The 25,935-nt window shown below is 70.4% G+C and carries 27 protein-coding genes and 1 tRNA gene; 14 read left to right on the top strand and 14 right to left on the bottom strand.

Translation table 11 applies throughout. The features are described from left to right. Positions 1–466: 466 nt before the first annotated feature. Genes CcI156_RS09070 through CcI156_RS09060 form a run of 3 tightly spaced genes read right to left on the bottom strand, consistent with a single transcriptional unit; the run spans position 467 to position 2,921 of the window. On the bottom strand, positions 467–1,198 hold the full coding sequence (locus CcI156_RS09070) for a hypothetical protein (protein WP_076805288.1): 732 nt from the start codon (positions 1,196–1,198) through the stop codon (positions 467–469). Positions 1,199–1,204: 6 nt separating this feature from the next. Further along, a complete protein-coding gene (locus CcI156_RS09065) occupies positions 1,205–1,792 on the bottom strand; it encodes a guanylate kinase (RefSeq protein WP_023839989.1) in 588 nt (195 codons plus the stop codon). Continuing rightward, entirely contained in the window at positions 1,782–2,921 is a 1,140-nt protein-coding gene (locus CcI156_RS09060; protein ID WP_076805287.1) for an AAA family ATPase, read from the bottom strand. Before CcI156_RS09060 ends, CcI156_RS09065 begins: the two co-directional genes overlap by 11 nt. A 319-nt stretch (positions 2,922–3,240) precedes the next feature. Here CcI156_RS09060 and CcI156_RS09055 point away from each other — a divergent pair, with 319 nt between their 5' ends. Beyond that, positions 3,241–3,720, top strand: coding sequence for a hypothetical protein (locus CcI156_RS09055; RefSeq protein WP_371681788.1), 480 nt, complete (start codon positions 3,241–3,243; stop codon positions 3,718–3,720). A 115-nt stretch (positions 3,721–3,835) separates the two neighbouring features. On the opposite strand, the gene CcI156_RS09050 is transcribed toward CcI156_RS09055, so the two are convergent. Beyond that, positions 3,836–4,258 carry a helix-turn-helix transcriptional regulator gene (locus CcI156_RS09050; protein WP_076805286.1) on the bottom strand — a complete coding sequence of 141 codons (423 nt, stop codon included), beginning with the start codon at positions 4,256–4,258 and terminating at the stop codon, positions 3,836–3,838. A 231-nt stretch (positions 4,259–4,489) separates the two neighbouring features. Here CcI156_RS09050 and CcI156_RS09045 point away from each other — a divergent pair, with 231 nt between their 5' ends. From CcI156_RS09045 to CcI156_RS09025, 5 genes are all read left to right on the top strand, one after another. Continuing rightward, positions 4,490–4,903, top strand: coding sequence for a plasmid replication, integration and excision activator (locus tag CcI156_RS09045; RefSeq protein WP_076805285.1), 414 nt, complete (start codon positions 4,490–4,492; stop codon positions 4,901–4,903). 38 nt (positions 4,904–4,941) lie between these two features. Continuing rightward, positions 4,942–5,178 carry a hypothetical protein gene (locus CcI156_RS09040; protein ID WP_254847341.1) on the top strand — a complete coding sequence of 79 codons (237 nt, stop codon included), beginning with the start codon at positions 4,942–4,944 and terminating at the stop codon, positions 5,176–5,178. A 121-nt stretch (positions 5,179–5,299) separates the two neighbouring features. Next, a complete protein-coding gene (locus tag CcI156_RS09035; RefSeq protein WP_076805283.1) occupies positions 5,300–6,859 on the top strand; it encodes an FtsK/SpoIIIE domain-containing protein in 1,560 nt (519 codons plus the stop codon). A 77-nt stretch (positions 6,860–6,936) separates the two neighbouring features. Further along, on the top strand, positions 6,937–8,553 hold the full coding sequence (locus CcI156_RS09030) for a replication initiator (protein ID WP_035729044.1): 1,617 nt from the start codon (positions 6,937–6,939) through the stop codon (positions 8,551–8,553). Positions 8,554–8,583: 30 nt separating this feature from the next. After that, positions 8,584–8,775: a helix-turn-helix domain-containing protein gene (locus CcI156_RS09025; RefSeq protein WP_023839981.1), complete on the top strand. Its 192-nt coding sequence runs from the start codon at positions 8,584–8,586 to the stop codon at positions 8,773–8,775. Between the two features lie 52 nt (positions 8,776–8,827). Here CcI156_RS09025 and CcI156_RS09020 read toward each other — a convergent pair whose 3' ends face one another. Further along, positions 8,828–9,196, bottom strand: a complete 369-nt coding sequence (locus tag CcI156_RS09020; protein ID WP_035940932.1) for an AlpA family transcriptional regulator — start codon at positions 9,194–9,196, stop codon at positions 8,828–8,830. Positions 9,197–9,319: 123 nt separating this feature from the next. On the opposite strand from CcI156_RS09020, the gene CcI156_RS09015 reads away from it, so the two are divergent. The 3 genes from CcI156_RS09015 (at position 9,320) to CcI156_RS09005 (ending at position 11,343) form a co-directional block, all read left to right on the top strand. Continuing rightward, positions 9,320–9,622 carry a hypothetical protein gene (locus CcI156_RS09015; protein ID WP_023839979.1) on the top strand — a complete coding sequence of 101 codons (303 nt, stop codon included), beginning with the start codon at positions 9,320–9,322 and terminating at the stop codon, positions 9,620–9,622. Between the two features lie 252 nt (positions 9,623–9,874). Further along, on the top strand, positions 9,875–10,084 hold the full coding sequence (locus CcI156_RS09010; protein WP_023839978.1) for a hypothetical protein: 210 nt from the start codon (positions 9,875–9,877) through the stop codon (positions 10,082–10,084). After that, positions 10,084–11,343, top strand: a complete 1,260-nt coding sequence (locus tag CcI156_RS09005) for a tyrosine-type recombinase/integrase (protein ID WP_076805281.1) — start codon at positions 10,084–10,086, stop codon at positions 11,341–11,343. The genes CcI156_RS09010 and CcI156_RS09005 overlap by 1 nt, the downstream gene beginning before the upstream one ends. Positions 11,344–11,419: 76 nt before the next feature. Here the strand turns inward: CcI156_RS09005 and CcI156_RS09000 are convergent. From CcI156_RS09000 to CcI156_RS08990, 3 genes are all read right to left on the bottom strand, one after another. Then, a tRNA-Ala gene (locus CcI156_RS09000) sits at positions 11,420–11,492 on the bottom strand. A gap of 317 nt (positions 11,493–11,809) precedes the next feature. Then, a complete protein-coding gene (locus CcI156_RS08995; protein WP_076805280.1) occupies positions 11,810–12,874 on the bottom strand; it encodes a ParA family protein in 1,065 nt (354 codons plus the stop codon). 187 nt (positions 12,875–13,061) lie between these two features. Further along, positions 13,062–13,916, bottom strand: coding sequence for a maleylpyruvate isomerase N-terminal domain-containing protein (locus CcI156_RS08990; RefSeq protein ID WP_076805279.1), 855 nt, complete (start codon positions 13,914–13,916; stop codon positions 13,062–13,064). Positions 13,917–14,140: 224 nt separating this feature from the next. On the opposite strand from CcI156_RS08990, the gene CcI156_RS08985 reads away from it, so the two are divergent. Continuing rightward, positions 14,141–14,488, top strand: a complete 348-nt coding sequence (locus CcI156_RS08985; protein WP_011438863.1) for a hypothetical protein — start codon at positions 14,141–14,143, stop codon at positions 14,486–14,488. Between the two features lie 79 nt (positions 14,489–14,567). On the opposite strand, the gene CcI156_RS08980 is transcribed toward CcI156_RS08985, so the two are convergent. Continuing rightward, complete coding sequence (locus CcI156_RS08980) at positions 14,568–14,714, bottom strand: DLW-39 family protein (RefSeq protein ID WP_035729042.1); 147 nt, start codon at positions 14,712–14,714, stop codon at positions 14,568–14,570. 101 nt (positions 14,715–14,815) lie between these two features. Further along, complete coding sequence (locus CcI156_RS08975; RefSeq protein WP_076805278.1) at positions 14,816–15,607, bottom strand: nuclease-related domain-containing protein; 792 nt, start codon at positions 15,605–15,607, stop codon at positions 14,816–14,818. 386 nt (positions 15,608–15,993) lie between these two features. Here CcI156_RS08975 and egtA point away from each other — a divergent pair, with 386 nt between their 5' ends. The 4 genes from egtA to egtD are packed head-to-tail and all read left to right on the top strand — an operon-like array spanning position 15,994 to position 20,838. Next, positions 15,994–17,502: an ergothioneine biosynthesis glutamate--cysteine ligase EgtA gene (gene egtA, locus CcI156_RS08970; RefSeq protein ID WP_076805277.1), complete on the top strand. Its 1,509-nt coding sequence runs from the start codon at positions 15,994–15,996 to the stop codon at positions 17,500–17,502. Continuing rightward, entirely contained in the window at positions 17,484–18,947 is a 1,464-nt protein-coding gene (gene egtB / locus CcI156_RS08965) for an ergothioneine biosynthesis protein EgtB (protein WP_076805276.1), read from the top strand. The genes egtA and egtB overlap by 19 nt, the downstream gene beginning before the upstream one ends. Before the next feature lie 30 nt (positions 18,948–18,977). Continuing rightward, entirely contained in the window at positions 18,978–19,715 is a 738-nt protein-coding gene (gene egtC / locus CcI156_RS08960) for an ergothioneine biosynthesis protein EgtC (RefSeq protein ID WP_076805275.1), read from the top strand. A gap of 43 nt (positions 19,716–19,758) precedes the next feature. Next, a complete protein-coding gene (gene egtD, locus CcI156_RS08955) occupies positions 19,759–20,838 on the top strand; it encodes an L-histidine N(alpha)-methyltransferase (protein WP_139341455.1) in 1,080 nt (359 codons plus the stop codon). Between the two features lie 58 nt (positions 20,839–20,896). Here egtD and ilvD read toward each other — a convergent pair whose 3' ends face one another. The 4 genes from ilvD to dnaB all read right to left on the bottom strand — a co-directional run bounded on the left by ilvD (position 20,897) and on the right by dnaB (position 25,687). Next, positions 20,897–22,750: a dihydroxy-acid dehydratase gene (gene ilvD / locus CcI156_RS08950; protein ID WP_076805292.1), complete on the bottom strand. Its 1,854-nt coding sequence runs from the start codon at positions 22,748–22,750 to the stop codon at positions 20,897–20,899. A 197-nt stretch (positions 22,751–22,947) separates the two neighbouring features. Further along, entirely contained in the window at positions 22,948–23,787 is an 840-nt protein-coding gene (locus CcI156_RS24675; RefSeq protein ID WP_023839972.1) for a hypothetical protein, read from the bottom strand. A 27-nt stretch (positions 23,788–23,814) separates the two neighbouring features. Next, the gene (locus CcI156_RS08940) at positions 23,815–24,162 is read right to left on the bottom strand and encodes an antibiotic biosynthesis monooxygenase (RefSeq protein ID WP_011438871.1); all 348 of its coding nucleotides are present in this window, start codon (positions 24,160–24,162) and stop codon (positions 23,815–23,817) included. Between the two features lie 166 nt (positions 24,163–24,328). Further along, the gene (dnaB, locus tag CcI156_RS08935) at positions 24,329–25,687 is read right to left on the bottom strand and encodes a replicative DNA helicase (protein WP_011438872.1); all 1,359 of its coding nucleotides are present in this window, start codon (positions 25,685–25,687) and stop codon (positions 24,329–24,331) included. Positions 25,688–25,935 lie beyond the last annotated feature (248 nt).

Raw genomic sequence — 25,935 nt, 5'->3', positions numbered from 1 at the left:
TCGAACGTGCCCTCGCCATCACCGAGGCCGCCTACGGCCCCAGCCATCCGACCGTTCTGCAAATTTGCAAAAATCTCGAAGACGTTCGAAAACCGCTCGGCGGGTGACCACAGAAAATCCCATCGCTGGTAGTTGCTGGGAGGGCTGCCCGGGGAGCGAAGCGCCCTGGCACTGGTGATAGGGCTGTCGGCTGGCGTGCCCTCTGCTCGTTCTTCGGCTGCCCACCGACGTGCGCGACGACAACCCGCGGCGTCCTGCCCCGTGCCCCGGCTGGTTCTCCCCACCCTGCCGACCGGCGGCCTTCATCGAACGTCTCGGATGGTCTGCGTGGTGCGGGGTGCGACGGGCCCGGCGAGCACGGCCGCTAGGCCGCGCGCAGCCGGTCGCGCGGCGCGGACCCGCACCGCGGCTTGATCCTAAAACGAGTAATTCGGCAACGAACGTTCCTCGTCCGGGGCTGGTGCGCTCATGCGGCGTGTCCTGGTGGTCGGGCTGCCAGATGGAACAGGGCCGCTGCGCGGGCCTCCCGGCTGGGGAGGGTGTCGAGGTGGGCTTGCGTGGTGTCGATCGCATGCTGTAGCGCGGTGACATTCGGCCCGGGGAAGGGGTCGGGTAGGTGGCTGAGGGGTGCGGCGACGATGCCGTCTGCTCCGGCGGTGAGGCTGTCGGCGATGTGCCGTGCGGTTCCGTCCCAGATGGTGAAGCTGGGTCCGGTGGCGGTGCGTAGCTCCTGGAGTTGCTCCACGTGCATCTTCGACACYTTCGCTCCGGCGGGGAGAACGTCTGTGYGGGCGGYGGCTGTGGCCAGTGCTGGTGTGAGGGTGGCGGGACCGTACTCGGGATGGCTGAACAGATAGGCCGGGCGAGGAAGATCCGCCAGGAAGCCCAGGGCTTCCGTCTGGGTCGAACAGTTGCGCAGGACGGCCATGGGGACGACGTTCCTCCGCCAGGCGTGGTCGATGTCCTCGCGTGTCCAGCAGCAGGCGGTCAGTCGGTCAGTGCCGACGGTGTCAGCCCACAGGTCTACGACGGTGGCGCGTTCGGCGGGGGTGGCGTGGTGTCCGCCGGTGGTGGTGCCGGACAGGATGAACAGGTGCGCCCACGTGGCGGCGGCGCGCTCAGCGTAGCGGGCGGTCGCGGTGGTGTCGAGGCGGCCGTCCGGGCGGCGGAAGGTTAGTGTGGGTAGGACGAGCTGCATGGGGGTTCAGTCCAGCTCATCGCGGATGGGCGCGGCGTCCTGGGTGGTTCCGGCGACCTGGCGGCGGATCTGTTCGGCGATCGCCTCGGGTGTCCGCTGGTCGGTGCGGAGCACCATGCCGAACTCGGCCGGGCTCATGCCGGTGAGGTCGGCGCGGGTTTCGTCCCATGCGCGGAGCCGGTCGGGGATGTCGGTGCTGCCACGCTGGCGGAGCCGGTCGGCTGTGATGTCGCGGGGGCACCAGAGCAGGACGGTCAGCCACCGTGCCGGGTATTCGGCGCGTAGGGCGGCGATGCCGGCGACCTGTCCGATGTGGACGACGGGTATCCGCCCGGTGCCGGTGATCTCGTCGAGGCGGGGCCGGTCGATGGCGTAGATGTTGCCGTACCGCTCGTTGACGTAGAGGATCTGCCCGCGGTCCTGGAGGCGGGTGAGGTCGTCGGCGGTGGCGTACCGGTACCGGCTGGGTGCTCCGGCTCCGACCTTGAGCCGGTCGAAGTGGACGAAGCGATCGTCCCGGCTGGTCAGGGCGGCGGTGATGGTGTCTTTCCCCGCGGCCGGTGGGCCGTAGAGGATGACGGCGTCAGGAGGCATCGCGGACCTGGCTTGCGATGCGGCGGGCCTGTTCGGCGAGGTTGGTCTGTGCGTGCCGACTGTTGTCGACAAGGTAGTGGGTGCAGACCGGCCGCGCGTCGGGGTTGATCGTCTTGAGGTAGTCGTCCCAGTAGGACAGCTTCCACGAGTCGCGGGCGGCGTCGCGTGACTCCATGTAGTCGCGCATCGAGTCGATGTCGCACCGTAGCCATACCACGGCGACGGCGGCGCCGCAGTTCCCGGCGCGCTTGGCCATGCGTTCCACCCACCGGGCGTCGCCGAGTTCGCGGACGAACGGCGCGGTGACGATGGTCGTGATGCCGAGCCGGAGGTTGTCGAACGCCGTGTCGAACATGCTGCGGTATTCGAGCGGGCGGATCCGGCCCACGTAGGTGTCGCTGTGGCGGTCGTTCGGGTCGTCGCCGGTCGCTAGGAGCAGCGATTCCGTGAGTGGACGGCTGAGGGTGTCCTTGTCGAGCAGGGGCCATCCGGTGATCTCGGCGATGAACCGCGCGAACTCGGTTTTCCCGGATCCGGGGAATCCGGCGACCATGACGAGTGCGGGGGTGCCCTCGCGGGGCCGTCCCGAACTCCATGCGGCGAGGATGTGCCCTTCGAGGTCGTACGGGGGCAGGGCGACCTGCCGGCCGCCGCCGGGGCCTGGTGCCGGTGGCTGGACGCTGGCGAGCAGGGCGCGGATCGASTCGGTGACCTCGTCGCGGCGGGGGACGACCGGCGGGGCGCCGGTGCTGTTGCCGATGAGGTCCCGCAGATGGGTCGGGACCCGCAGGGACTCCCGGCGGGGCCGGGGGACTTCCGTGCCGGACTCCCACGGACGAGGCGCGAGACCGATCATGATCCCGGGGATGTGGAGCCCGTCGGCGATCCGCTCGATCACGTCGACGTCCTCCACCCTGGCCTTGCCGCTGGCGATCCGGCTTACCCGGGACTGGCTGAAGCCTTCGATGGACGAGGCTATGCGGTCCTGGCTGACGTGGTCCCACTTGCGCATGAGCAGGAAGGCGGCGCCGAAGTCGCGGGTGCGTAGTGCCTCGGCCATGTCGGCGCRGGCCAGCAGCTCGGGGGAGACGGTGTAGCGCTGCCAGGTCGGCTGTGGGTCAGCGGTCATTCATCGCTCTTTGATCGGTGGCGGGCCGGGGCAATCCGCGTGAGCGGGCAGRCACGCTGAGCATAGCTGTGGGCATGTCGTCGCGGTATGGCAAGCCCGAATCGAGCGGCTGACCAGCGCTGAAACGGCGCTGTTCTCGTGTGGGCGGCGGCGCGGGTCCGGCGCCTGATGTCGTCGATCAATGCTGACTCGACATTCCGTGACCATGCGACTTCGGTGAGCCTTGTTCCTGGTCGGTGCCGTCCGTGCCGATTCCAACTCCRCGGGCGGCGCCGGCGCTCGACCGGACGCGGACAGCGGACAGATGAGGRGATCGGGTGTGGAGCATGTCGACAGCCAGGACGAGCCGCGGGCACGAGCGATGCGGGGGTTCGCTATGACCTGGGCCAGTGGGTCGTGCCAGACCGAGGAAACTCCGGGGGTCGGCTTGATGCCGTGGGGCTCGGATGCATGGGCGCTGGTGGTGCCGGCCGGTTCGTCGGCGCAGACGCTACACGCGGTCATGGCGGAGATGCCGGCGGGCCTGCGGTTCGCCGAAGCCTACGGTGACGCGGACGTGGTCCTCGTCTACGAGGCGGACGGGGTGYGGCTGTCCCGGCGGGAGGTGCCGGGCACGCTCCTGCGCGGCATGCTCCAGCTCGACCCGTCGGCGGCCGGCGTCGACAGCACGCGCCGCTGGGCCACGGAGGAGGAGCGGGCCGCGTATGAGGCCGGTAAGGCTGACGCGGCGGATGCGTTCCGGCGGCAGGTGATCCGCCGTCGCCGTCCACGGTCGTGGAATCCCTCGGCGCTGGGCTGACGTCCCACCTCTGATGCCAGAAGGCCGGACCCTCGGGGGGTCCGGCCTTCTGCTGTGTTCGAGTCCGTCCACCTGCGGGGTGCGGCGGTGCATCCCCTGCGACGGCGAAGGTGATCTACCGGCCGGCTGGCCCGGCCGCGCTGTCCAGCTCGTCAAGGCGGCGGACGATCCGTCGGATGTCGTCCCGTATCTCCCGTACTCCGGCGAGGATCTCCAGGCCGACGGCCATCGGTGCGGCCTGGACACCGGTGGGGCCGTGCTCGCCGTTGCCGGTGAGCACGCGGACGAGGTGATCGTCCGGCCAGTCGAGCGCACGCGCGATCGCGGTCAGGGTCCGGTTCCGCACGCGCCGGTTCGCGCCGTGCTGGACAAGCCGCAGCGTCGACACTGATATGCCCKCCCGATCCGCCAACTCCTGCTGCCCGATGCGCTGGGCGGACATCCGGGCCTTGATCGCTGCCGCGACGGCCTGCCAATCCTCGTCGTCCTGCGCAGCATCGGTGCCGGAAACGCTCCGACCGTCGAGACGATCAGTCATAGACGGAATGCTAGCGAATTCTCGATCCACCTAGATGCGCTGGTCAGCGGGGGATGTCGACTCTGCATGGCGTGCATGACGCCATGCCGTGACTGCATCGCCCGATCTCGACTGAATATGCATTGACGATCTACCGCTTGAAAAGCGCTCTTCCGGCGGAGCATGGTATGTCCATGCCCGCTTCCGGAGCTGGTCCGGGGTCGGCGGGTCATCTCTCGGGAGGTAGATGCAGTGGCGGTACCGAGACGGATTCCCGTCGCGTTCTMGACGGTTTTCCCGGCGGGTGCCTTCGTTGTCGGTGTGGAGCCGGTCAACGACTACGACAAGATCAAAAGTGGTGCGGCGGACCCGCAGCAGCGGGACGAGGAGACCGGCCAGCCGATGTGGGCGGTACGGGTGGTCGATGGTGATCCGGAGGCCCGGACGACGGAGATGAAGGTCCGGATGATCGCTGCGGTGCAGCCGGTCCCGCCGGACCTGCTGCCCGGGACGCCGTTCCGCCCGGTCGAGTTCGACCAGCTCACGGTGCTTCCCTACATCGATCGACGGGTGGCGGACAGGCCGCGGGTGGCGTACTCGCTGCGGGCAGGTAGCATGCGCGCTCCGGGCACGGTCCGGCGTGGGAATGCCGGGGTGGCGGYATGAGCGGGCTCGAACGACTTAGCTCCTCGACGCATATCGGCATGCACGTCGGATCCGGCTGGTCGGTGCGCTGCCACACGTACCCGGACCGTCCGCCGATCCTGTCGGTGCGGGCCGGCGAAACGCACCTGTCCCTGTCCGTCGCGAACGACGCGGTCACCTCGGACCATGTGGAGTTCGCGTACACGCTGCTCGCCGCGGTGAACGATTACCYCATCGAGTGCGAGCGTATCCGATTCGCAGTGCTCGGCGATCCGCCGGAGCATCTCGCCGCGTAATCCGCGCCGGAAACACGGACCGCCCCCGGGACTGCCGCACTTCCCCGCTGTAGCCCCGGGCGCATCCTTCCCCTTTCTCCTCTCTCTGGTTTCGCGCGCTCGAAAACAGGTGGTATTTGCCATGTTCAGAATCAACGGCGACCGGGCTTTCCCTCGGGTTCCCTCCCGGGCTGACAAGGTGCGCGTCCCGGTGTGGATGCTCGTCCTCGCGGTGGCTGTGAAGGCCCTGGCGCTGGCTGTGCGCTGGTGCTGGCGCCACCGGGTCGCCGTGCCGGCCGCGGTCGGGCTGGCGCTGTTCTGGCACCGGTTCGGCCCCCTCGGCCTGCTGTGCCTGCTCGTCGGCCTGGTACTCGTCGCCGTGGCGTGGCGCCGGCTGCACCCCCGTTCCTTCCGGTGGCTGGCCCGGTGGGTCTGGGGCCGGGCCCGGCTGGCGTTCGTCTACCGGTGGCGGTGGCGGCCGGCGATGGTGCACACCGACCTGGCGATCCGCATGCCGGCGTCCACCGGGGACGAGGTGACCTTTGACGAGTACTTCCCCCGTATCCGCGGGATCCGCTCGACCCGGTCCGTGGACGTCCTGCGGGTGGAACTGCTGCCCGGTCAGACCCCGGAGCAGTGGGCGGAGCAGGCCGAAGCGTTGCGGCACGTGTTCCGGGCGCGGCGCTGCCAGGTCCAGGCGGAGCAGCACCGGTTCATCCGGCTGCACTTCCACCGGCGGGACACCCTGACCACCCCGGTAAGCCCTGCTGACCTCGACACGCCGCGTCCCGACGGCTCGGATGACGGCGGCCGATCGGAGGATGCCGGGACCGTGCCTGACCTGCTCGTCGCGGGGCTGGGTGCGGTCCCGGTMGGCCGGCAGGAAGACGGAGAACCGTGGACGTTGCCCGTCCGCGGCACGCATCTGCTCGTCGCGGGGGCGACCGGGGCCGGTAAGGGCTCGGTGCTGTGGTCGATCATCCGCGGTCTCGGCCCGGCGGTGYGGGCGGGCCTGGTGGAGCTGTGGGTGTGCGATCCCAAGGGCGGGATGGAACTGGCCTTCGGGGAGCCGCTGTTCGCCCGGTTCGCCACCACCACGGAGACGATCGCTGACCTGCTCGACGACGCGGTGGGCGTGATGCAGGAACGCACGGAACGGCTGCGGGGCCGGACCCGGCTGCACACCCCGACGACCGGCGAGCCGCTGATCGTCGTCGTGGTCGACGAAATCGCCTCGTTGACCGCCTACGTCACGGACCGGGATGTCAAGAAGCGGATCGGCGCGGCGTTGCCGCTGCTGCTCTCCCAGGGGCGGGCGCCCGGGGTCGTGGTCCTGGCGGCGGTGCAGGACCCACGCAAGGAGGTGCTCCCGTTCCGGGACCTGTTCCCGGTCCGGGTCGCGCTGCGGATGACCGAACCGGAACAGGCTGACCTCGTGCTCGGCTCTGGCGCCCGGGACCGGGGGGCACGGGCGGACGAGATCCCGGTCTCGCTGCCCGGGGTCGGCTACGTGCTGCACGAGGGACAGCCCGAACCGGTCCGGGTCCGGGCGGCCTTCGTCAACGACGCCGAGATCAACCGGACGGTGATCTCCTACCGGCGCTCCGCAGACGGCGGCTGGGTTCCCGACCTGAACCCCCACCAGAACGGCGACAGCCCAGCCGATCACGGCGATCTGTTCGACCTCGGGGAGGTTGCGTGACCCCAACCTCCCCGACCACCCTCGACACTCCCAGCCGTGACGATCGTGACGATCGACCCGGTTCCCGGGCAGCGCGGATGCGTCTGCCGCTGGCCCGCCAGGTCGTCGAAGCCGTCGCTCTGGAGAACGGGGTGTGCGTGCGGCCGATGGCGATGCGGCGGACGAACCTCGACACCGGTGAAACAGAGATCGTCCCAGTGCCGTGCGGCGCCACCCTGGCGAGCAAGTGCCCGTCGTGTGCGGAGCGGGCGCGGCGGCTGCGGATGGCTCAGTGCAAGGCGGGGTGGCATCTGGAGGACGAACCGGTTCCCGACCCGGATCCTCCGTCCGACGATGTGAAGGTTCTTGCCGGCTTCCGCGCGGATCTGGAGGCGTTCCGCCGCGATGCCGACCGTGCCGGGGACCCGGTGGGCGTGGCGGAGATCGACGAGCTCATCGGCCAGGTGGACGAGGAACTCAACGCGCTGGGCGTGCGGGGGCGGGCGGCTCCGGAGGATCGGGAGCGTCCTCGTCGGGTCCGCTCGACGCGGCGGCGCCAGGACGCGCCCGACCTGCCCCGGCTGCCCGTCGACCGGCGGACCGTCGGGCGGACGTATGAGGCGGCGGACGGGACGGTGTGGCGGCCGTCGATGTTCCTGACGCTGACCTGCGACACCTACGGGCGGGTGACCTCCGACGGCACCCCGGTCGATCCGGACTCCTACGACTACCAGCGGGCGGCGCGGGACGCGATCCACTTCCCGAAGCTGATCGACCGGTTCTGGCAGAACCTCCGCCGGGCCGTGGGCTGGGATGTGCAGTACTTCGCCGCGCTCGAACCGCAACGGCGGCTCGCCCCTCACCTGCACGCGGCGATCCGGGGCACGATCCCGAGGGTGGTGCTGCGTCAGGTGGCGGCGGCGACCTATCAGCAGGTGTGGTGGCCGTCGTGTGACCGGCCGGTCTACGGCGACGACCGGCTACCGGTGTGGGACGAGGCAGCCGGCGGCTACCTCGATCCGGATTCCGGCGCGCCGCTGCCGACCTGGGACGAGGCGCTCGACGCGATCGGCGAGGACGACGAACCCGCGCACGTCGTCCGCTTCGGCCCGCAACTGCGCGCGGACGGCGTCACGGCGAACTCGGCGCACACCGGCCGGATGATCGGCTATCTCACGAAGTACCTGGTGAAGAGCCTTGATGCCTGCCACGACGTCGCCACCGACGCGCACCGGCGGCATGTCGAGCGGCTCGCGGACGCGCTGCGACACGAACCGTGCTCGCCAACCTGCGCGAACTGGCTGCGCTACGGCGTCCAACCGCGCAACCCGAAACCGGGCCTCGTCCCGGGCCGGTGTCGGGGGAAGGCGCACCGGCGGGAGACCCTCGGGTTCGGTGGACGGCGGGTGCTGGTCTCCCGTCGCTGGTCCGGCAAGACGCTGGCCGATCATCGGGCCGATCGGCTCGCCTGGGTCCAGGCGCAGCTCGAAGCGCTCGGGCAGACCGGAAGCGGTCCGGTCGGCGAGCATGATCCGGCCCGGACGATGTGGACGCTGCTCCGTCCCGGCGATCCGGCCGCACCTCGACGTGAACACCTGCTGTTGCAGGCTGTCGCGCAACGCCACGCCTGGCGTGCCCAACTCGACCGGGATCGGCGGCCTGCCTCCAGCGGGCTTCCGGCAACCGGCCCACCGGTGACCGCGAACGCTGCCTGATCCGCCGTCGCGATGGTCCGGAAGGTACGGATGACCAAGCTGTTGCTCACCCCGGCTGAGGCCGCGGAGATCCTCGCGGTCGGCCGGAGCACCGTGTACGAACTGCTCGCCGCGGGCGACCTGGAATCGGTGCGGATCGGCCGGTCACGGCGCATCCCGCGGGCGGCGCTCGATGCGTTCGTCCGGCGGCTGCGGGGCCTCGACGAGGGGCAGGCTGCCTGACCGATGCCCGAGCCAGGTCGGAGAGTGGCTGCGTCCCCGAGAGTGGTTGCCGTCAGCTACTCAGGGGGTCGTAGTCGCCTGCGAGCCACCGGAGGAAACGTCGGGGATGGTCCATGTACGTCTGAATCGTGCTCGGCGTCCGTCCGGTGGACACGAGCACCTGTTCATAACGATCAAGAGCCTGGTGCAGGTCATCCAACGTCCACTGACCTGTCCGGCCCTGGCCCTTGGCTGGCCGTGGCGCCTGGCGCGCGGCATGCCATCGCTCGATGTCCTCGGCGTTCCAGACCTTCCCCATGCTCAGCACGGCCACCGGATCGGGGAAGGTCGGATCGTCGCGGAGGATCTGATGAACCCGCGACGGACTCACGTTCAGCATCTGGGCGATCTCCGCCGCGCCCATAAGGTTGATCGTCGACATGGGGCACATCATAACTTGACGAGCCATTAGCTCATGCCTACTGTAGGCGGTAGCGGTCCGGTGGGTGCGCCAACACCCACCGGAACCTTGATCCCAATCCTGACTGCACAGGAGTTGAGACCCATGCCCATTTTCTCGTCTGGCGGCTTCGGCGCGTGGCGCACCCCCGGTGATGGCGGGTCCCCGCTGATCGCGATGCGCACCCGGGCCACCGGGGAGCTCGTGCTGACGGTCCGTCCCGGGGCCGATGTCGGCGACCTGGTGGCGATCCTCGGCACGCTGCCCGCGGATGCGTTCTTCACGGAGCACTTCGGCGACGTCAACGCGGTACTCGTCTTCCGGCGRGTGCCCGGGGATTCGGCAACGCTTCCGGCGTCTGTGAACCCCTCGGCGGGGCCGGCGGCGGCGAGCGTTCCGCTCCCGTAACGGCAGTTCTGCCTGCTCCTCCCCCATTTTTCTTCCGTTCTCTGGTGGCGCTTGAAGCTGCCGGGGTGTCGGACGGGTCCAGGGTCGGCCGAAGGCCGATCGCGTCAGCGACGCGCAGCGCCCTGGACGCGGCCGGCGCCCCGGCAGACCATCCCAGCGCCAGAGAACGGAAACCCCCCGGCACCGGGCGACGCCACCTGCGGCCCGCGTGTGCCTTCCCCGTTCTTCTTTCGGCAAGGAGCTGCATTCGTCATGCCTACCAACCACGACGGACACCCGACGATGAGTCTGCAACAGGCTCTCCGGGAGCATCTCGACCGTGCCCGCGCCGGACAGGGCCGGCTCTACCCACAGCCCGAGGGAGAGAACAAGTTCGCCTGCGACATGGGCGACAGCCGCTACGGCTGCGCGTGGTGCGACAACATCGAATGGCCCGACGGCAACCCCCTGGACGCCGACTGATGGCCGAGAAGAAGAACGACCCGGACAACCAGGCGGCGGCGGACCAGAAGAAGAGTCGACGCGCGCACGGCGAGGGTGGGCTTTACCAGCGGGCCAGCGACGGCCGCTGGGTCGGTGTCGTCGACCTCGGGTGGATCGACGGCAAGCGGCGTCGCCGGACGGTCTACGGCCGGACTCAGAAGGAAGCCCGTGACAAGATGGCGGAGCTACGCAAAGCGGCCGACAAGGGCCAGGACCTCGCCGCGAAGCCACAGACGGTCGCACAGTGGCTGGCCTATTGGCTCGACGAGATCAAGGCCCATGACGGCACGCGGCCGTCGACCCTCGCGCGCTATCAGTACGCGATCGACGGGCACATCGTGCCGGTACTCGGCAAGATCCGGTTGGACAAGCTCACCCCGGCTGACGTCCGCCGGCTGCACGCCGCGCGCCGGGACTCGATGAAGCCGGCAAGCCTGGCCAAGGTTCACGCGGTCCTGCGGGCGGCGCTCACCGACGCGGAACGGATGGACCTGGTGAGCCGGAACGTCGCGAAGTCGGTCCAGGCACCCAAGCTCGGCGACGCGGAACCGCGGGAGCTGATGGTAGAACAGGCGCGCCGGTTCCTCGACGTCGCGGCCGGCGATCGGCTGGAAGCGCTGTTCGTGGTCGCGCTGACGATGGGCCTACGCCGTGGCGAACTGCTCGGCCTGCGCTGGGACGATGTCGACCTCGACGCGGGGACCCTGCGCGWCGTCCGCTCGGCGCAGCGCGTTTCTGGCACGCTCYGCCTGGTCGAGACGAAGACGCGGGGCTCGCGGCGCCCTGTACCGATTCCGGCAACGACGGTCGAGGCGCTCCKGCGGCACCAGAAATATCAAGAGCAGGAGCGCGCGGACGCGGGCACGGCCTGGAAGGAGAACGGTCTCGTCTTCGCGTCCACGGTCGGCACGCTGATGGAACCGCGCAACGTGACGCGCCGCGTCCAGCAGTTGCGTGGGCGGGCGAGCCTTCCCACGCTTCGGCTCCACGACTTCCGCCACGCCTGCGCCAGCTTCCTCCTGGCGGCCGGCGTCGAACCCCGCACCGTCATGGAGATCCTCGGCCACGCCACCATGCGCATGACCATGGAGCGCTACGGCCACGCGCTCCCCGAGCGTCTGCGCGCCGCGTCCGACGCGATGGACAAGCTGATGACGGCGTCTGACGATGACGCGGACGGCCAAGGCGGCGAGCCAGACGACCGGCCGGACTCGGGCGACTCCGACGAACGCTCGTAGCGGCTGGGCTACACGATTGGCTACATAACGATCAAAGAGGGCGTCACTGCCGGTGATACCAGCAGGTCAGCCGCGGTGGAGACGAGGGGACTCGAACCCCTAACCCCTGCCTTGCAAAGGCAGTGCTCTGCCAATTGAGCTACGCCCCCCGCGGGACGCACTCCGGCCGGGACGGAACCACCCGACGATGACCACCTCGGCGAAGCGCTTCACAAGCGTACGGCATGACGGTCTCCTCGGACGTTGGTCCGGCACGGGAACCATAGGGGGACACCGATGCTCGGGTTGATCCGGTCTTCCGGCGATCACAGTGCCCGCCTACGACCATCGGGCCCCGCGGGCGCCCTGTGGATAACCGGGCCGCGACTCCCCCAATCGCCACCCTGTGGATAACCGGCCCGCCGACGCCGCCGTCAGCGATGGCTACGGCTACGGCCGTGCCGGCACCGGCCGCGAGGCCCGTCGGTCAGGACCGGCGCAGGGTCGGATCGATGAAGGCCAGCCGCTCCCGCACCTTAACCGCGAGATCCCGGAAGTCGGAGTAGCAGCGCCGCACCGCGCTCTGCGTACCGCCGAGTGCGCCGTCTCCGGCCCGCAGCTCGAACATCGGCTTACGGGCGTCGTGCGCCAGCGGGATCAGGTTCGCGTAGTGCCCCAGGGTGGCGATCTCGAAGGAACGGTCATGCGGTCCGGGGTTCCCGCTGGTGAGCACCGAGGTCGCGAACACCTCGGGAATCCGGTCGAGCCACCGGTCGTGCGCCTTCGCCGGCCGGTCGGTCCGCGTCGGCGGCTGCATCACGATGTACCCGATCGGCATCATCAGCCCGCGCGGGGCCGAGATACGCTCGGGAATCTTCGGCAGCACCATGCCCTGCCAGGTGGAACGCCRCTCCCGCAGTGTGGGGCCGAGGTTGCGCAGCCCTCGCAGCGAGAATAGGTCCGCCGTCAGTGGCATGAGCACGGTGTCGGCGGACAGCAGCGCGGCCCGGTTGATGGCCCCCAGATTGGGCCCCACGTCGATGAGCACGATCTCGGCGCCGACCGAGCGGGCACCATGGTCGATGACCCGGTGCAAAGCCGTCGTCGTACGCAGCGCCGCGATGTCCTTGCCGAGGAAGCTGTTCGGCCAGGCGGCCGACAGCCGGTCCTCGAAGACGCTCAGCTCGACGTCGCCGGGCAGCAGCCACAGACCGTCCTCGATCGTCACCGGATCGAAGAGCGTGACGTCCCCGACCCCCTCCATGATTGGCCCGATCGCCGTCGCCATCGTCCCCGTACCGGGGACGATCCGAACCGGGCGCACRTCGAGGTCGATGATGGACTTCRGCGCGGACGACGCGGTGACCTCCGGCTCCTCCCACAGCTGGGTCAGCTCGTCCTCGTCGAGGAACTGGGCGGTCAGGTTCGCCTGCGGATCGAGATCGACCGCGAGCACCCGGTGACCCATGCGCTGCAGCATGTGCGCCAGGTGGTAGGCGAGGGTCGTCTTACCGACGCCGCCCTTGTTGTTGAACAAGGCCATCGTGATCATGAAAAGCCCCGGCCGCGATCCCCACGTCGCCCGCGCGCCGCCTCACCCCAGTTGTCCCTGTTGTCCAACACGGCAGACATTGTCGCGCTAGCCGGAAACCTCAGAAGAAGCCCGCCCCGTCGCGGGTCCCGCCGGCCCCCGACCCGGGACACCGAGCGGCCGGCCGGTCAGTCCGAGAAAGCGCCGGTCATTCCCAGGGGGCGAGGGTGGGCCAGTCCGGCCGGCCCGGGTCCCGGCCGGCGAGCCAGCGCAGCGTCGGCCTGGTAGGCGCGTCGACGACCACGCGCCGCTGCCCGCGACCGACGGCGGTCGACGGCCGGTCCCCCGGCGCCAGCACGACGGTGATCTCCGGGGGTACTCGGGCCGGCAGCCCGCGCAGGGTCCACTCCCATTCGGCCTGGACGTAGGCCGGGCTCAGGTCCGCCCAGCCGGGACCGCCGAGATCGRCAAGATCGAGGTCGACGAGGTGTATCTCGGTCTCCCGCCAGCGGAGGAAGACCAGATCGGCAAGGGTCGTCAGGCCATAGGTGGCGGTGTGCCCGAGACCCGTGCGCCAGACGTCGACCTGCACGCCGTCCCAGGCCCGCTCCAGCCGGGTCACCGCGGCCACCAGGTCGTCGCGGACGTGCGCGGCGGGCAGATCGCGACCGGCGGCGATGCCGTCCTCCCGCTGCCGCGCGCCCCCGGGATACTGGGCCCGGATCCCACCGGCCCGGGCGGCTTCGACCATGCCGGTGTGACCGTCCGCGTTGCGGGCCAGGTGGGTGAGCAGATGACCGACCGTCCAGCCCGGCAGGCCCAACGGACGGCGCACGACGACGTCGTCCAGCCGGCCGGCCACCTCCAGCAGACGCCGATGGGCCGCCGCGCATCCGGCGAGCCGATCGTGCGGAACCACCGAGGGGAGGTAGGAGGGACCGGACGGCGGCGACGTGTCGATGCTCGGCTCCTGAGCGATGCTCACGCCCGCCCCGGGGTCGGCATCAGCTCCCGCGCCGGGAACGAGGGCGTCGGACGGTCGAGACGAGGTCGGGGTGGTCATGGTTCTACGGTGCCTCCCCACGCCACCACACGCCAGGTCAAGCCTTCTGCCAGCGTCTTTACCCGCAGATTCCTTATAGTCGGCACACTCCACGCTCGAGATCCACGCCGCGCCCGACGCTCCCTCGATGGCCRACGTAACGCGGTGGAAACAGCTCCGAGCGAAAATACCCAGAGGAAGATACGGAAAGCATGCACACGGATACCCGACGGAAGGATGAGCGGATGTTCACGACTCCTCGCTTCCTGCAGGGCATTGTCCCCTTCGAGGGCAAAGGTCTGGATGTTCCGATTTCGCTTGGCTCGTCGTTCAGCTACGTCGTCCCAGCCGGCATCACCGCCCAGCCGCTCTACTTTCGGGGCGGTAACTCGACGGACGAGCTGATCTGCCCGATCCTCCTGCGGAACGGGATTCCCATGCGCTTCTTCCCGATCGGAGCACGGGGTTCAATCCACGTGCCGCTGCGCGTCGTCGAGGATTTGGTACCGGAGACGCACATCGAGCTGCACCTCGCCGCCCCGACCGGGCTGGTCGGCACCCTGGTCGTCGACGTGGGCCTAGTCGAGCTCTGAGGCCCTGAGCTGGAAGCTTTGACGGGCTGACACCTCGGGCACCTCGGGCCGGGGTGGCAGCCCGGCCTTGCCGCGGACCTCAGCGCCCGCCGGCCGGGGCGCCCGCCGCGGAGGTCGCCTCCCGCCAGAGGTCGATCTCCTCCTTGCCCCTGCCGCGGCGCCGGACGGCGGTCAGCGCGGCTCCGGCGCTCGCCAGTAGAGCCAGCACGGTCACCTTGCGAACCATCTCGTCTCCTTCGTAGGCCACCTTCACCCAACGGTATCCCGCCCGCCGGCACCGTGGTCGGACCGGGTCGCATCGTCCTGATCAACGTCACTGCGAACCGATCAACGCCGCAGCAGGCCACGCAGCCGGGATCGGGCCGGCCAGGACGGCGGGGGTCCCGACACCGCATAGGCCGGGAACACCCGCCCGGCCACGTCGACCAGCATCGCCACGTCGATGGGCCGAAGCACGACCCCGGCGGAGAGCACGTAGTCGGCCACSCCGGTGGTGGGCAGCAACAGCACGCCCTCGACGAGGGCCAAGCCGGCGGGAAGATCCGCGCGGGCGAAGGCTACGACCGGCTGGACCTCCAGCTGCCAGCCCGCCGGCAGTTCCGCGAGGAGCTGCGCGGTGGCCTCCTCGCCCATCCACGCGACCAGCCCCAGCATCGCCCGCAATGGAACCTTGCCGGCCCAGACCCCGGCGGTGTTCTGGCGGATCGGTCCCGGATGGGCGTCGGTCTCGATCACCCAGGCCCCGGATGGCCCGATGACGAGATGGTCGATATTGCCGGCCGAGTCGGCCAGCGCACGGTCGTGCAGGACGGTGTAGCCGGCCCGGGCCAGACGGTCCAACGCCCGTGCGGTGCTGCGTTCGGCCTCCGCGTCCTCGCGCCAGGCCTCGATCTCCGGCGGGGACCGGAGAAACCGGGTCGCCGCGACGAGGACCACCACGACGGCCGAGATGATYGCGAGCTGCACGGCCACGAGCGCGGRCAGCCCGGCCAGGAGGATGACCACGGCGACGACGAGGGTGACGGYACCCGCCGTGGCCCCGGCGACGGCCATCGCCCGCCGTTTATGATCGCTGCGCTCGGCGACGTAGAGCTGCTTGCGCCGCAGGTACTCGGCCATGGCCGAACGTCCCGCTGACTRCCGATCGGACACGTCCGCGGTCACCACCTCCCGGCGCCGTCACGACGCCGTTGCGCTCGGCGTTGTCTCCGGGTCCGGAACCGGCTCCGCCGTCAGCCAATCACGGCGCGCTGCCGACTCCCGGTCCGTCCCGGTCCGTCCCGGCCACCATTCCATCGAATACACAACAGCGACAGGGTCAAGGGCGTGGAATATGCGAGGGAGAAGAACGTTGGAAACACATCTATACCACCCATCGGCGAGACGGCCGAGGCGACACCGGGTACGGCGGCCGGGTAGGGGGCCGGCGGCGCAGGGGAGAACCCACCGGAGGCCGCCGTCGGGCGCGGTGTCGAACAGTTGCAGTGCCGGAGAGGAGCCACAGGATGCCACGCCACGTGACACCCGAGGGGATCCGGAATGACGAGCCGCAGCCACCACACCCTCACTCACAGCCGCAGCGGCGGGCGATCGACACCGACCAGGTATGGGCCTTCGCGGCCGGCTGCGTCACGCCGGTCCACGGGACAGGCGATGAGGCGGCCTACGGGAACGACCGCGGGAACGACCGCAAGGGCATCCGGGGGAACGACCGCAAGGACACCCGGGGAAACGGTGGCCCGACGGTACCGGGAGGATGCGTCGGCATCGAGACGGAGTGGCTGATCGTCGACACGCAGGCAGTCCACTGTCTGATCCCGCCGGCCCGCACGCTGGCGTCCCTCGCCCGGATTCCCGGGACCACCCCGGGTCCCGGCGGGCCGGTCCTGCCCGGGGGCAGCCGCATCACCTTCGAGCCCGGCGGCCAACTGGAGCTGTCCGGGCCGCCGGCCGAGCTCACCGCGGCCGTGCGGGCGAGCTCCGCCGATCTGAACCTGGTCCGCTCCGCCCTGGCGGTCGACGGCCTGGCCCTCGTCGGCATGGGGGTCGATCCCCTGCGCGTCGGGATGCGGCAGACCACCGCGTCCCGATACGCGGCGATGGAGGAGCATTTCCGGACCGGGGGCGGGGCGTCCGGCACGGTGATGATGTACTCGACCGCCTCCGTCCAGGTCAACCTGGACCTCGGCGGCTCGCCTGCCGAGGCGGCGCGGCGGTTCCAACTCGTCCACGCTCTCGGCCCGGTCCTCACCGCCCTGTTCGCCGCCTCACCCGCGTACGCCGGCCGCCGGACCGGATGGCGGTCGACCCGCCAGGCGGTGTGGGACGGCATCGACGCGAGCCGAACCCGGCCCGTCGCGGCCGCTCTCACGGCCCCGGGGTCCGGGGACACCGAGCCCGATCTCGTCGACCTGTGGGCGCGGTACCTGCTCGACGCCAAGCTGATGATGGTCGAGAATCCCGCCAGGGCCGRCAACCCCGAAGACGATCATCATTTCGTCCCGGTCCRGGACGACTCAACCTTCGGGGACTGGCTCGCCGGCCGCGGCCCGGTCACCCGTCCCCCGACCCGCGAGGATCTCTCCTACCATGCGACCACGGTGTTCCCCCMGGTCCGACCGCGTGGCTGGTGGGAACTGCGCTACCTCGACGCGCAACCGGGTGACGGCTGGCAGGCTGCCGTCGCGATGCCGACGGTACTGCTTGACGACCCGGTCGCCGCGGACGGAGCGTTCGAGGCGTGCCTGGCCGTCGCGCATCGCTGGCCGGCCGCGGCGATGCTCGGCATGGCCGACGAGCCCCTGCGACGCGCGGCGGTGCGCTGCGTCGACCTGGCCGTGAGCGCCCTGCGCCGCCGCGGCGCGACCGATCTCGCCGAGACGGTCGAGTCGTTCGCCGGGCGCTACCTCGACCGCGGCCGATGTCCGGCCGACGAACTGACCGAACGACTTCTCGCGATCGGCCCGGCCGGTCTGCTGCGTGAGGAGGCCCACCGGTGCGTCTCACTCGTCTGACCCGGTCCCCGGCATCCCTGGCATCCCCAGCCGCCCCGGCCGACCGGGAGACCGCCGCCGACCAGGATGCGAAGCCGATCCGGGAGGCGAAGCCGATCACCGCCGACACCGTCGCCGACGCCCTGCGGACCGCACGCCAGCGTTCACTCACGTACACCGACATCGCCGCGGAGGATCTCCTCCGCCAGCACTCGCCGCTGATGTCCCCGCTGGTCTGGGACCTCGCCCACGTCGGCAACTACGAGGATCTCTGGCTGGTGCGCGCGCTGGCCGGCGGCACCGGGACGCGGCCGGGGCTCGACGACATCTACGACGCGTTCCGGCACAGCCGCGCGAGCCGCAGCCGGCTGGCCCTGCTCGGCCCCGCCGAGACCAGGGCGTACCTGCACGAGGTCCGCGGCCRCACTCTCGACCTCCTCGACCGGTTCGGACCCGACCGGTTCGGACCGATGGCTGGCGCCGGCGCGGAAACCGCTGCCGTACCGGAGCGGGAACGACTGCTCGCCGACGGCTTCGTCTACGGCATGGTCGTGCAGCACGAGCACATGCACGACGAAACGATGCTCGCCACGCACCAGCTCCGCCAGGGACCGCCGGTACTTGCTCCCGGCGCGGCGCCACCGCCCGGCCGCCGGGTGCCGCGGCCGGAGGTCCTCGTGCCGGGCGGCGAGTTCACCCTCGGCACCAGTATCCATCCCTGGGCCTTCGACAACGAGGGTCCCGCCCACCGCGTCCACCTCCCCGCGTTCTGGATCGACACCCTCCCCGTCTCCAACCGGGCGCAGATCGCCTTCATCGACGCCGGCGGATACGACGACGAGCGGCTCTGGTCGGCGGCGGGATGGGAATGGCGCCAGACGGAGGGCCTGAGCGCGCCCGCGTTCTGGTGGCGCGAGGGCGGCACCTGGCTGCGCCGCCGGTTCGGCCGGGTCGAGCCGGTTCCCCTCGACGAGCCGGTCCAGCACGTGTGCTGGTACGAGGCCGAGGCGCATGCCCGCTGGGCCGGCAGGCGGCTACCGACCGAGGCCGAGTGGGAGAAGGCCGCCGCCTACGACCCGGTCACCGGACGTTCACGGCGGTATCCGTGGGGGGACACCGATCCGACTCCGGAGCGTGCCAATCTGGGCAACTGGACGAGCGRCCCGGCCCCGCTGGGGGCCTATCCCGCGGGCGCGAGTCCCTGYGGAGCCGAACAGATGATCGGGGACGTCTGGGAATGGACGGCGAGCGGGTTCACGCCGTACCCGGGCTTCGTGTCTTACCCCTACCGGGAGTACAGCGAGGTCTTCTTTCCGAAGGCCGGGCGGGAGTCGTCCTTCCGCGTCCTGCGCGGAGGCAGCTGGGCGACGGACGCCGTCGCCGTCCGCGCCACGTTCCGGAACTGGGACTACCCGATCCGCCGGCAGATCTTCGCCGGATTCCGGCTGGCCCGCGACGCCGGGTGACGAACGAGCACGCGTGCGAAGGAGACCTCGGTGTGCCGGCACCTCGCCTGGATCGGAACGCCACGGACCCTGGCGGGGCTGACCTTGGAGCGTCCGTACAGCCTGCTGCGCCAGTCGTGGTCGCCGAGGCGGATGCGCCACGGCACGGTGAACGCCGACGGGTTCGGAGTCGGCTGGTACGCCCCGGCGCTGCGGGCGGCGCCGGCCCGGTTCCGCCGGGCCGTGCCGATGTGGACGGACGCCTCGTACGCCTCGATCGCCGGCGCGGTCGCCTCCGGCTGCGTGCTGGCGGCCGTGCGTAGCGCCACCGTCGGCATGCCGATCGAAGAAAGCGCGACGGCTCCCTTCACCGACGGCCACCGGCTGCTCAGCCACAACGGCCGGGTCGACCCGGTGRCCGTCCGGCGGATGCTGCGCGACCGGCCCGACGCTCCGGTCCCGGACTCGACGTGCGACTCCGCGCTGCTCGCCGCGCTGGTGTGGGAGCACGCCGGGAAGCGTCCACTCGCCGAGGCGGTCGCCGAGGTCGTGCTGTCGCTGGACGCGGCGGGTTCGGGCGAGCGGGCCCGGCTGAACCTGCTGGTGGTGGATGGAACCCAGATCGTGGCGACCGCCTGGCGGGACAGCCTGTCATACCGGAGGGAGAAGGATGGAGTCCTGGTCGCAAGCGAACCAGACGATGACGAACCGGGCTGGGTGGACGTTCCGGACCATCACCTCCTGGTAGCCGACACACATCAAGTCACTCTTCGTAACATGATCTCCTAGATCAGTTACCGTGGGTTGCACCACGTTGATGGAGGGTACATCCATGACACCAAGGACTCCGACAACCACCCGAGCGGATGATGCCGTCCCTGAGGGGACGGGCGCGAACGGCACGGCGGAGATCCCGTTCCCGGGCCTCTCCGTCGACCGCCACCTGCACGAGTCGGATCGCGCCGTCACKCTGGCCCGCGACGTGCTCGCCGGCCTCACCGCGAGCCCCCGCGAGCTGCCGCCGAAGTGGTTCTACGACACCACCGGCGGCATGCTGTTCGACAAGATCACCCGGTTGGCGGAGTACTACCCGACCCGGCGGGAACGGGCCATCCTGGTCAGTTACGCCGACGAGATCGCGGCTGCCTGTCCGGCCGACACCCTCGTCGAGCTGGGATCGGGAACCTCCGACAAGACCAGGCTGCTGCTCGACGCGCTGCGGGCGGCCGGCAACCTCCGCCGTTTCATCCCCTTCGATGTCGACGAGGCGGCCCTGGTGCGGGCAGGTCGCGGAATCCTCACCACCTACCCGGGGCTCTCCGTGGCGGCCGTGGTCGGGGACTTCGAACGGCATCTGCACCAGTTGCCCCGAGGTGGCCATCGGTTGCTCGCCTTCCTCGGCGGCACGGTCGGCAATCTGCGCCCTGCGCAGCGGCAGAACCTCCTCCGTACGCTGCGCGAGCAGGCCGAGAGCTCCGACGCCCTACTACTGGGAACGGACCTMGTCAAGGACGTCGACCGCCTCGTCGCCGCGTACGACGACGGTGCCGGGGTCACCGCCGCTTTCAACCGCAATGTGCTGACGGTGATCAACCGGGAACTCGGGGGCGACTTCGACATCCGCGGATTCGCGCATGTGGCGGTCTGGAACGCCGAGAACTCCTGGATCGAGATGYGGCTACGTTCCGTTCGGGAGCAGCGCGTCTCGATCGCGACCCTCGCCGTTACGGTCGACTTCCAACCGGGGGAGGAGATCCTCACCGAGATCAGCGCTAAGTTCACCCTGGACGGCATCGCCTCGGAGCTTGCGCTGGCGGGCTGGGCGGTGGCGCGGCAGTGGACGGATCCCGATGGGGATTTTGCCGTGACGCTCGCGACGCCGTCGTCCGCCCCCGCCGCCGTCCCGGTCTGAACCCGTCCCGGTCCGAACCAGGCCCGGTCCGAACCAGGCCCGCCCGGACGCCGCCTCATCAGCCGCCGAGCAGACCGACGTCGCGCGCGGCACCGGTGGAGGCCGAGGTCGCCATCGCCGCATAGGCCCGCAGCGCCATGGACACCGGCCGTTCCCGCCCGGTGGGACGGTAGCCGCCGGCCGCCTCCAGCGCCGCGCGTCGGCTCGCCAGCTCCTCGTCGGAGACCACGAGCTCCAGCCGGCGGGCCGGGATGTCGATCTCKATGATGTCCCCGTCGCGGACCAGGGCGATCGTCCCGCCGTGGGCCGCCTCCGGGGAGACGTGACCGATCGACAGTCCGGAGCTCCCGCCGGAGAACCGGCCGTCGGTGATCAGGGCGCACTTCGGGCCGAGACCGCGGCCCTTGAGGAACGCGGTGGGGTAGAGCATCTCCTGCATCCCCGGACCGCCGCGAGGGCCCTCGTAGCGGACGATGATCACATTCCCGGCCTTGACCCGCCCGGTGAGGATGGCGTCGACCGCTTCTTCCTGGCTCTCGACCACGAGCGCCGGGCCGCGGAAGGTCCACTGGCCCTCGTCCACACCGGCCGTCTTCACGACGGCGCCCTCGACGGCCAGGTTGCCGAACAGCACCGCGAGCCCACCCTCGGCGGAGTAGGCGTGCTCGACCGAACGGATGCAACCGTCCCTGGCGTCGGTGTCAAGGGTGTCCCACCGATTGGTGGAGCTGAACGGCTCGATCGTGCGCACGCCACCCGGCGCCGCGTGGAACAGCTCGATCGCGTCCGGCGAGGGGCTCGGGCCGCGGACGTCCCAGCGGTCGAGGAACTCGCGCAGGCTCGCGGAGTGCACCGTGTGYGGGTCCGGGTCGAGCAGCCCGGCCCGGTCGAGCTCGCCGAGGATCGCGGGGATGCCGCCCGCCCGGTGGACGTCCTCCATGTAGTAACGGGTGGAGCTCGGCGCCACCTTGCACAGGCAGGGGACGGTGCGGGAGATCTGGTCGATGTCGGCGAGGGTGACGTCAACGCCGGCCTCGACGGCGGCGGCCAACAGATGCAGCACGGTGTTCGTCGAGCCGCCCATCGCCACGTCGACCGCGAAGGCGTTACGGAAGGCGGCGGCGGTCGCGATCGACCGGGGCAGGACCGCCTCGTCGTCCTTCTCGTAATAGCGCCGCGCCAGGTCGACCACGAGGCGCCCGGCCTCGACGAACAGCTCACGGCGGGCGGCGGCGGTGGCCAGGGTCGACCCGTTGCCGGGCAGGGACAGCCCGATCGCCTCGGTCAGGCAGTTCATCGAGTTCGCCGTGAACATGCCGGAGCAGGATCCACACGTCGGGCAGGCCGAACGCTCGATCGTCGACAGGTCGCCGTCCGAGACGTCCGGGTTGACCGCCGCCGACATCGCGGTGATGAGGTCCAGCCTGGACCGAGCCGTGCCGCCGGAGATGACCGCGTTGCCCGACTCCATCRCTCCGCCGGAGACGAACACGGTCGGGATGTTCAGCCGCAGTGCCGCGAGCAGCATCCCCKGGGTGATCTTGTCGCAGTTGGAGATGCAGACCAGGGCGTCGGCGCAGTGGGCGTTCACCATGTACTCGACGCTGTCGGCGATGAGCTCGCGGGACGGCAGCGAGTAGAGCATCCCGCCATGCCCCATCGCGATGCCGTCGTCCACGGCAATGGTGTTGAACTCGCGCGCCACCCCACCGGCCTCGGCCACCGCCCCGGCCACCAGCGAGCCAAGGTTACGCAAGTGCACATGCCCCGGGACGAACTCGGTGAAGCTGTTAGCCACGGCGACGATCGGCTTGCCAAAGTCGTCGTCGGTCATCCCGGTCGCGCGCCACAGGGCGCGGGCGCCGGCCATGTTCCGGCCGTGGGTGGTGGTGCGGGAGCGCAGGGCGGGCATCTCGACCTCGAAGATCAATTCAGTGGCACTGCTGGCGGGGACCGCCGGCACTGACAGACGATGACACGACGGTACGCCACCGCCCGGACGGGTCCAGCCTGCCGTGTCGCGCCGCCCGGCCCGCCGGGCGGCGAACGACGAGCGACGGAATCAGGCGCCAGAGACCAGGAACCGGACCAGAAATCAAGAACCCGTGATCAGGAATCAGGGTCCGCCTCGGCCGGTGGCGGGGACGGGGGCGCGCCGGGTGGTAGGCCCCCCGGTCTGGGCCCGCTGGGCGGAACGGCCCAGGGGTAGCCGGCGATCCGCCGACCGGCCCCGCGACCGCCGTCCGGTGCCGCCCGATGACCCGCGGGCCCAGACTGATACCCCGGCTGACCGGGATCACCCGCCCCGCCTGCCGGGTCGTCTTCTCCCCCGCCCGGACCGTCTTCTCCCCCGCCCGGACCGTCTCCTCCCCCGCCCGGACCGTCTCCTCCCCCGCCCGGGCGGGGCTGATCCGGCTGCGTAAGCGAATATCCGGCGGTCTCGGGATACCCGGATGGACCTCTCGCGACCGGCCCGGCCTGCGGCATGGGGGGGTACGGGTGGCCGGGCTGATGCGGATAACCCGGCTGCACCGGCGGGCCGGGGTAACCCGGCTGCACCGGCGGGCCGGGGTAACCCGGCTGCACCGGCGGGCCAGGGTAACCCTGCTGGACCGGCTGGACCGGGCCGCCACGTCGCCTGCTCGCCACCTGCCGCGTGCCCAGTGGCCGATGCCGGCGCCACTGCCGCCGAACAGCCCAGAGGAGGGCCAGGGATGCGACGGCGCCGGCCGCCGGCGCGACGTCGTGGCCGGCGTCCAGCACCAGCAGGTAGAGGGCCATCAGCCCGCTGAAGACGTAGCCGGTGACGAAGAACGCGAAGGGCCGCAGGTTCAGCCGGCTCACCACATCCGTGTTCCGGAGCAGGATCGCCGGCACCAGCCAGATGAGGAAACCGAAGAAGAGCGCCGTAAGCGGCGCGAAAAACAGGTACCCGAGGAACGCTGCCATGATCAGAGGTCCGGCGGTCGTCGAGGGTCAGGCCGGGCCGGGAGCGGCGGGGACGTCTGCGCTGTGCGCCACCGTCGGGGTGCCGTCGAAGTACGGGCCGAGGGCGGCACGCCAGCGGACAAACCGCTCCGACTCCCGRAAGTTCGTCAGATGGGCGTCCAGGCTGTCCCACTCGACGAGCAGCACGAAACTCGACGGTGACTCGACCCCGCGGGTCATCCGCGCGGAACGACAGCCCGGCGTGCCGACGAGCTCCGCACGCACCCCGTGATACGCGGCGACGAAATCGTCCTCGCTGCCCGGTTTGATGTCGAACCGGGCAACTTCGAGGACCGCCCCGGCGGGCCGCCCGCCGTCCCGCCTCTCACTCGCCATGGATGATCCTGAAACTCATACCGCCCAGTCTGGCAGCATCGGGAGATCTGCGGTCCGCCAACATGAACCATGACCACGCCAAACACACCCGGGCACCCACCCGGGCCGCTGGCGGGCCGCTGACGCTCTCCACCCGTGGGCCTCGTCCCGCTCCCGGGCCGAGAATTCAGTTCGCCATGTCGACGAACCGTGAGTAATGACCCTGGAAGGCGACGGTGACGGTGCCAGTCGGCCCGTTGCGGTGCTTGGCGATGATGAGGTCCGCCTCGCCGGCGCGCGCCGACTCCTTCTCGACCGTGTCCTCCCGGTACAGCAGGATCACCGCGTCGGCGTCCTGCTCCAGGCTTCCGGACTCGCGCAGGTCGGAGACCTGGGGACGCTTGTCGGCCCGCTGCTCGGAGGCGCGGTTGAGCTGGGAGATGGCGACCACCGGAACGTCGAGCTCCTTGGCGAGCAGCTTCAGCGACCGCGAGATCTCGCTGACCTCCTGCTGACGGTTCTCCACCTTCTTGGGCGACGACATCAGCTGCAGGTAGTCGAGGATCACCAGACGCAGCTCGTTACGCTGCTTCAACCGCCGGGCCTTCGCCCGGACCTCCATCATCGTCAGGTGCGGGCTGTCGTCGATGAACAGCGGGGCCTCCGCGACCTCGCCTATCCGGCGGGCCAGGCGACCCCAGTCGTCGTCGGTGAGCCGGCCCGTGCGGATGTTCTGCAGGGACACCCGCGCCTCGGCGGACAACAGCCGCATGGTGATCTCCATGCGGCTCATCTCCAGCGAAAAGATGACCGACGCCATCCCGTTCTTGATCGACGCCGCCCGGGCGAAGTCCAGGCCGAGGGTCGACTTGCCCACGGCCGGCCTGGCCGCGACGATCCACAGCTGGCCGCCGTGCAGGCCGTTGGTCAGCTCGTCGAGGTCGACGAAACCGGTGGGCACCCCGGTCAGCGAACCGTCGTGCCCCTGGATGGACTCGATCTCCTCCAACGCCGGGTTGAGCAGCTCCCCCAGCGGCAGGTAGTCCTCGTTCGTCCGGCGCTCGGTCACCTCGTACACGGCCGCCTGGGCGCGGTCGACGACGTCGCTGACGTCCGGAGCCGCGCCGTAGGCGAGCTGCACGATGCGGGTGCCGGCCTCCGCGAGGCGGCGCAGGACCGCCTTCTCCGCGACGATACGGGCGTAGTACCCGGCGTTGGCCGCAGTGGGCACGCTCGAGATGAGGGTGTGCATGTAGGCCGGACCGCCCACCCGTTCGAGCAGATCTCGGCGGCTGAGCTCGGCGGCGACGCTGATGACGTCCGCAGGCTCCCCCCGGCCGTAGAGATCGCCGATGACCTCGTACACGAGGCCGTGCGCGGGACGGTAAAAGTCACCCGTCCGCAGGACCTCGACGACGTCGGCGATGGCGTCTTTCGACAGCAGCATGCCGCCGAGCACACTCTGCTCAGCGGGCAGGTCGTGCGGGGGAGTCCGGTCGAACTCTGCACTCCCACCGGAACCACGCGAGATCTCGGTGACGCTCACGACGCACCCTCCCGGGACTCCCGTAGACCCGTATTCGAACGTATGTTCGTACAGATCGGAACCGCTGTCAACGACCGCTCCGCCCCCGACCGGCCGGGGCTTCCAGCAGGGACCGAACGGGCGGCGCCCGGTGAGCCTCTCGCCGGGCGCCGCCCGCGTCACCGAAGGAGGCCTGGCCCGATCAGGCTAGAAGTACCTTCCTCGGCCTGGAGGGTCCGACCTTACGGACCGGCGGGCACACCCACCAA

Source organism: Frankia sp. CcI156 (genome assembly GCF_001983015.1).
GTDB classification, from domain to species: domain Bacteria; phylum Actinomycetota; class Actinomycetes; order Frankiales; family Frankiaceae; genus Frankia; species Frankia casuarinae.
Note: the sequence above shows the minus strand (reverse complement) of the source record. Positions and strands in the feature narration are given on the sequence as shown.

Excerpts from the sequence above, each read along its gene's own strand:
- CcI156_RS09065 (WP_023839989.1), bottom strand. The coding sequence starts at position 1,792 with ATGCCTCCTGACGCCGTCATCCTCTACGGCCCACCGGCCGCGGGGAAA.
- CcI156_RS09030 (WP_035729044.1), top strand. The coding sequence starts at position 6,937 with ATGCGTCTGCCGCTGGCCCGCCAGGTCGTCGAAGCCGTCGCTCTGGAG.
- CcI156_RS09025 (WP_023839981.1), top strand. The coding sequence starts at position 8,584 with ATGACCAAGCTGTTGCTCACCCCGGCTGAGGCCGCGGAGATCCTCGCG.
- CcI156_RS09020 (WP_035940932.1), bottom strand. The coding sequence starts at position 9,196 with ATGTCGACGATCAACCTTATGGGCGCGGCGGAGATCGCCCAGATGCTG.
- CcI156_RS09010 (WP_023839978.1), top strand. The coding sequence starts at position 9,875 with ATGCCTACCAACCACGACGGACACCCGACGATGAGTCTGCAACAGGCT.
- CcI156_RS08985 (WP_011438863.1), top strand. The coding sequence starts at position 14,141 with ATGTTCACGACTCCTCGCTTCCTGCAGGGCATTGTCCCCTTCGAGGGC.
- CcI156_RS08980 (WP_035729042.1), bottom strand. The coding sequence starts at position 14,714 with ATGGTTCGCAAGGTGACCGTGCTGGCTCTACTGGCGAGCGCCGGAGCC.
- CcI156_RS24675 (WP_023839972.1), bottom strand. The coding sequence starts at position 23,787 with ATGGCAGCGTTCCTCGGGTACCTGTTTTTCGCGCCGCTTACGGCGCTC.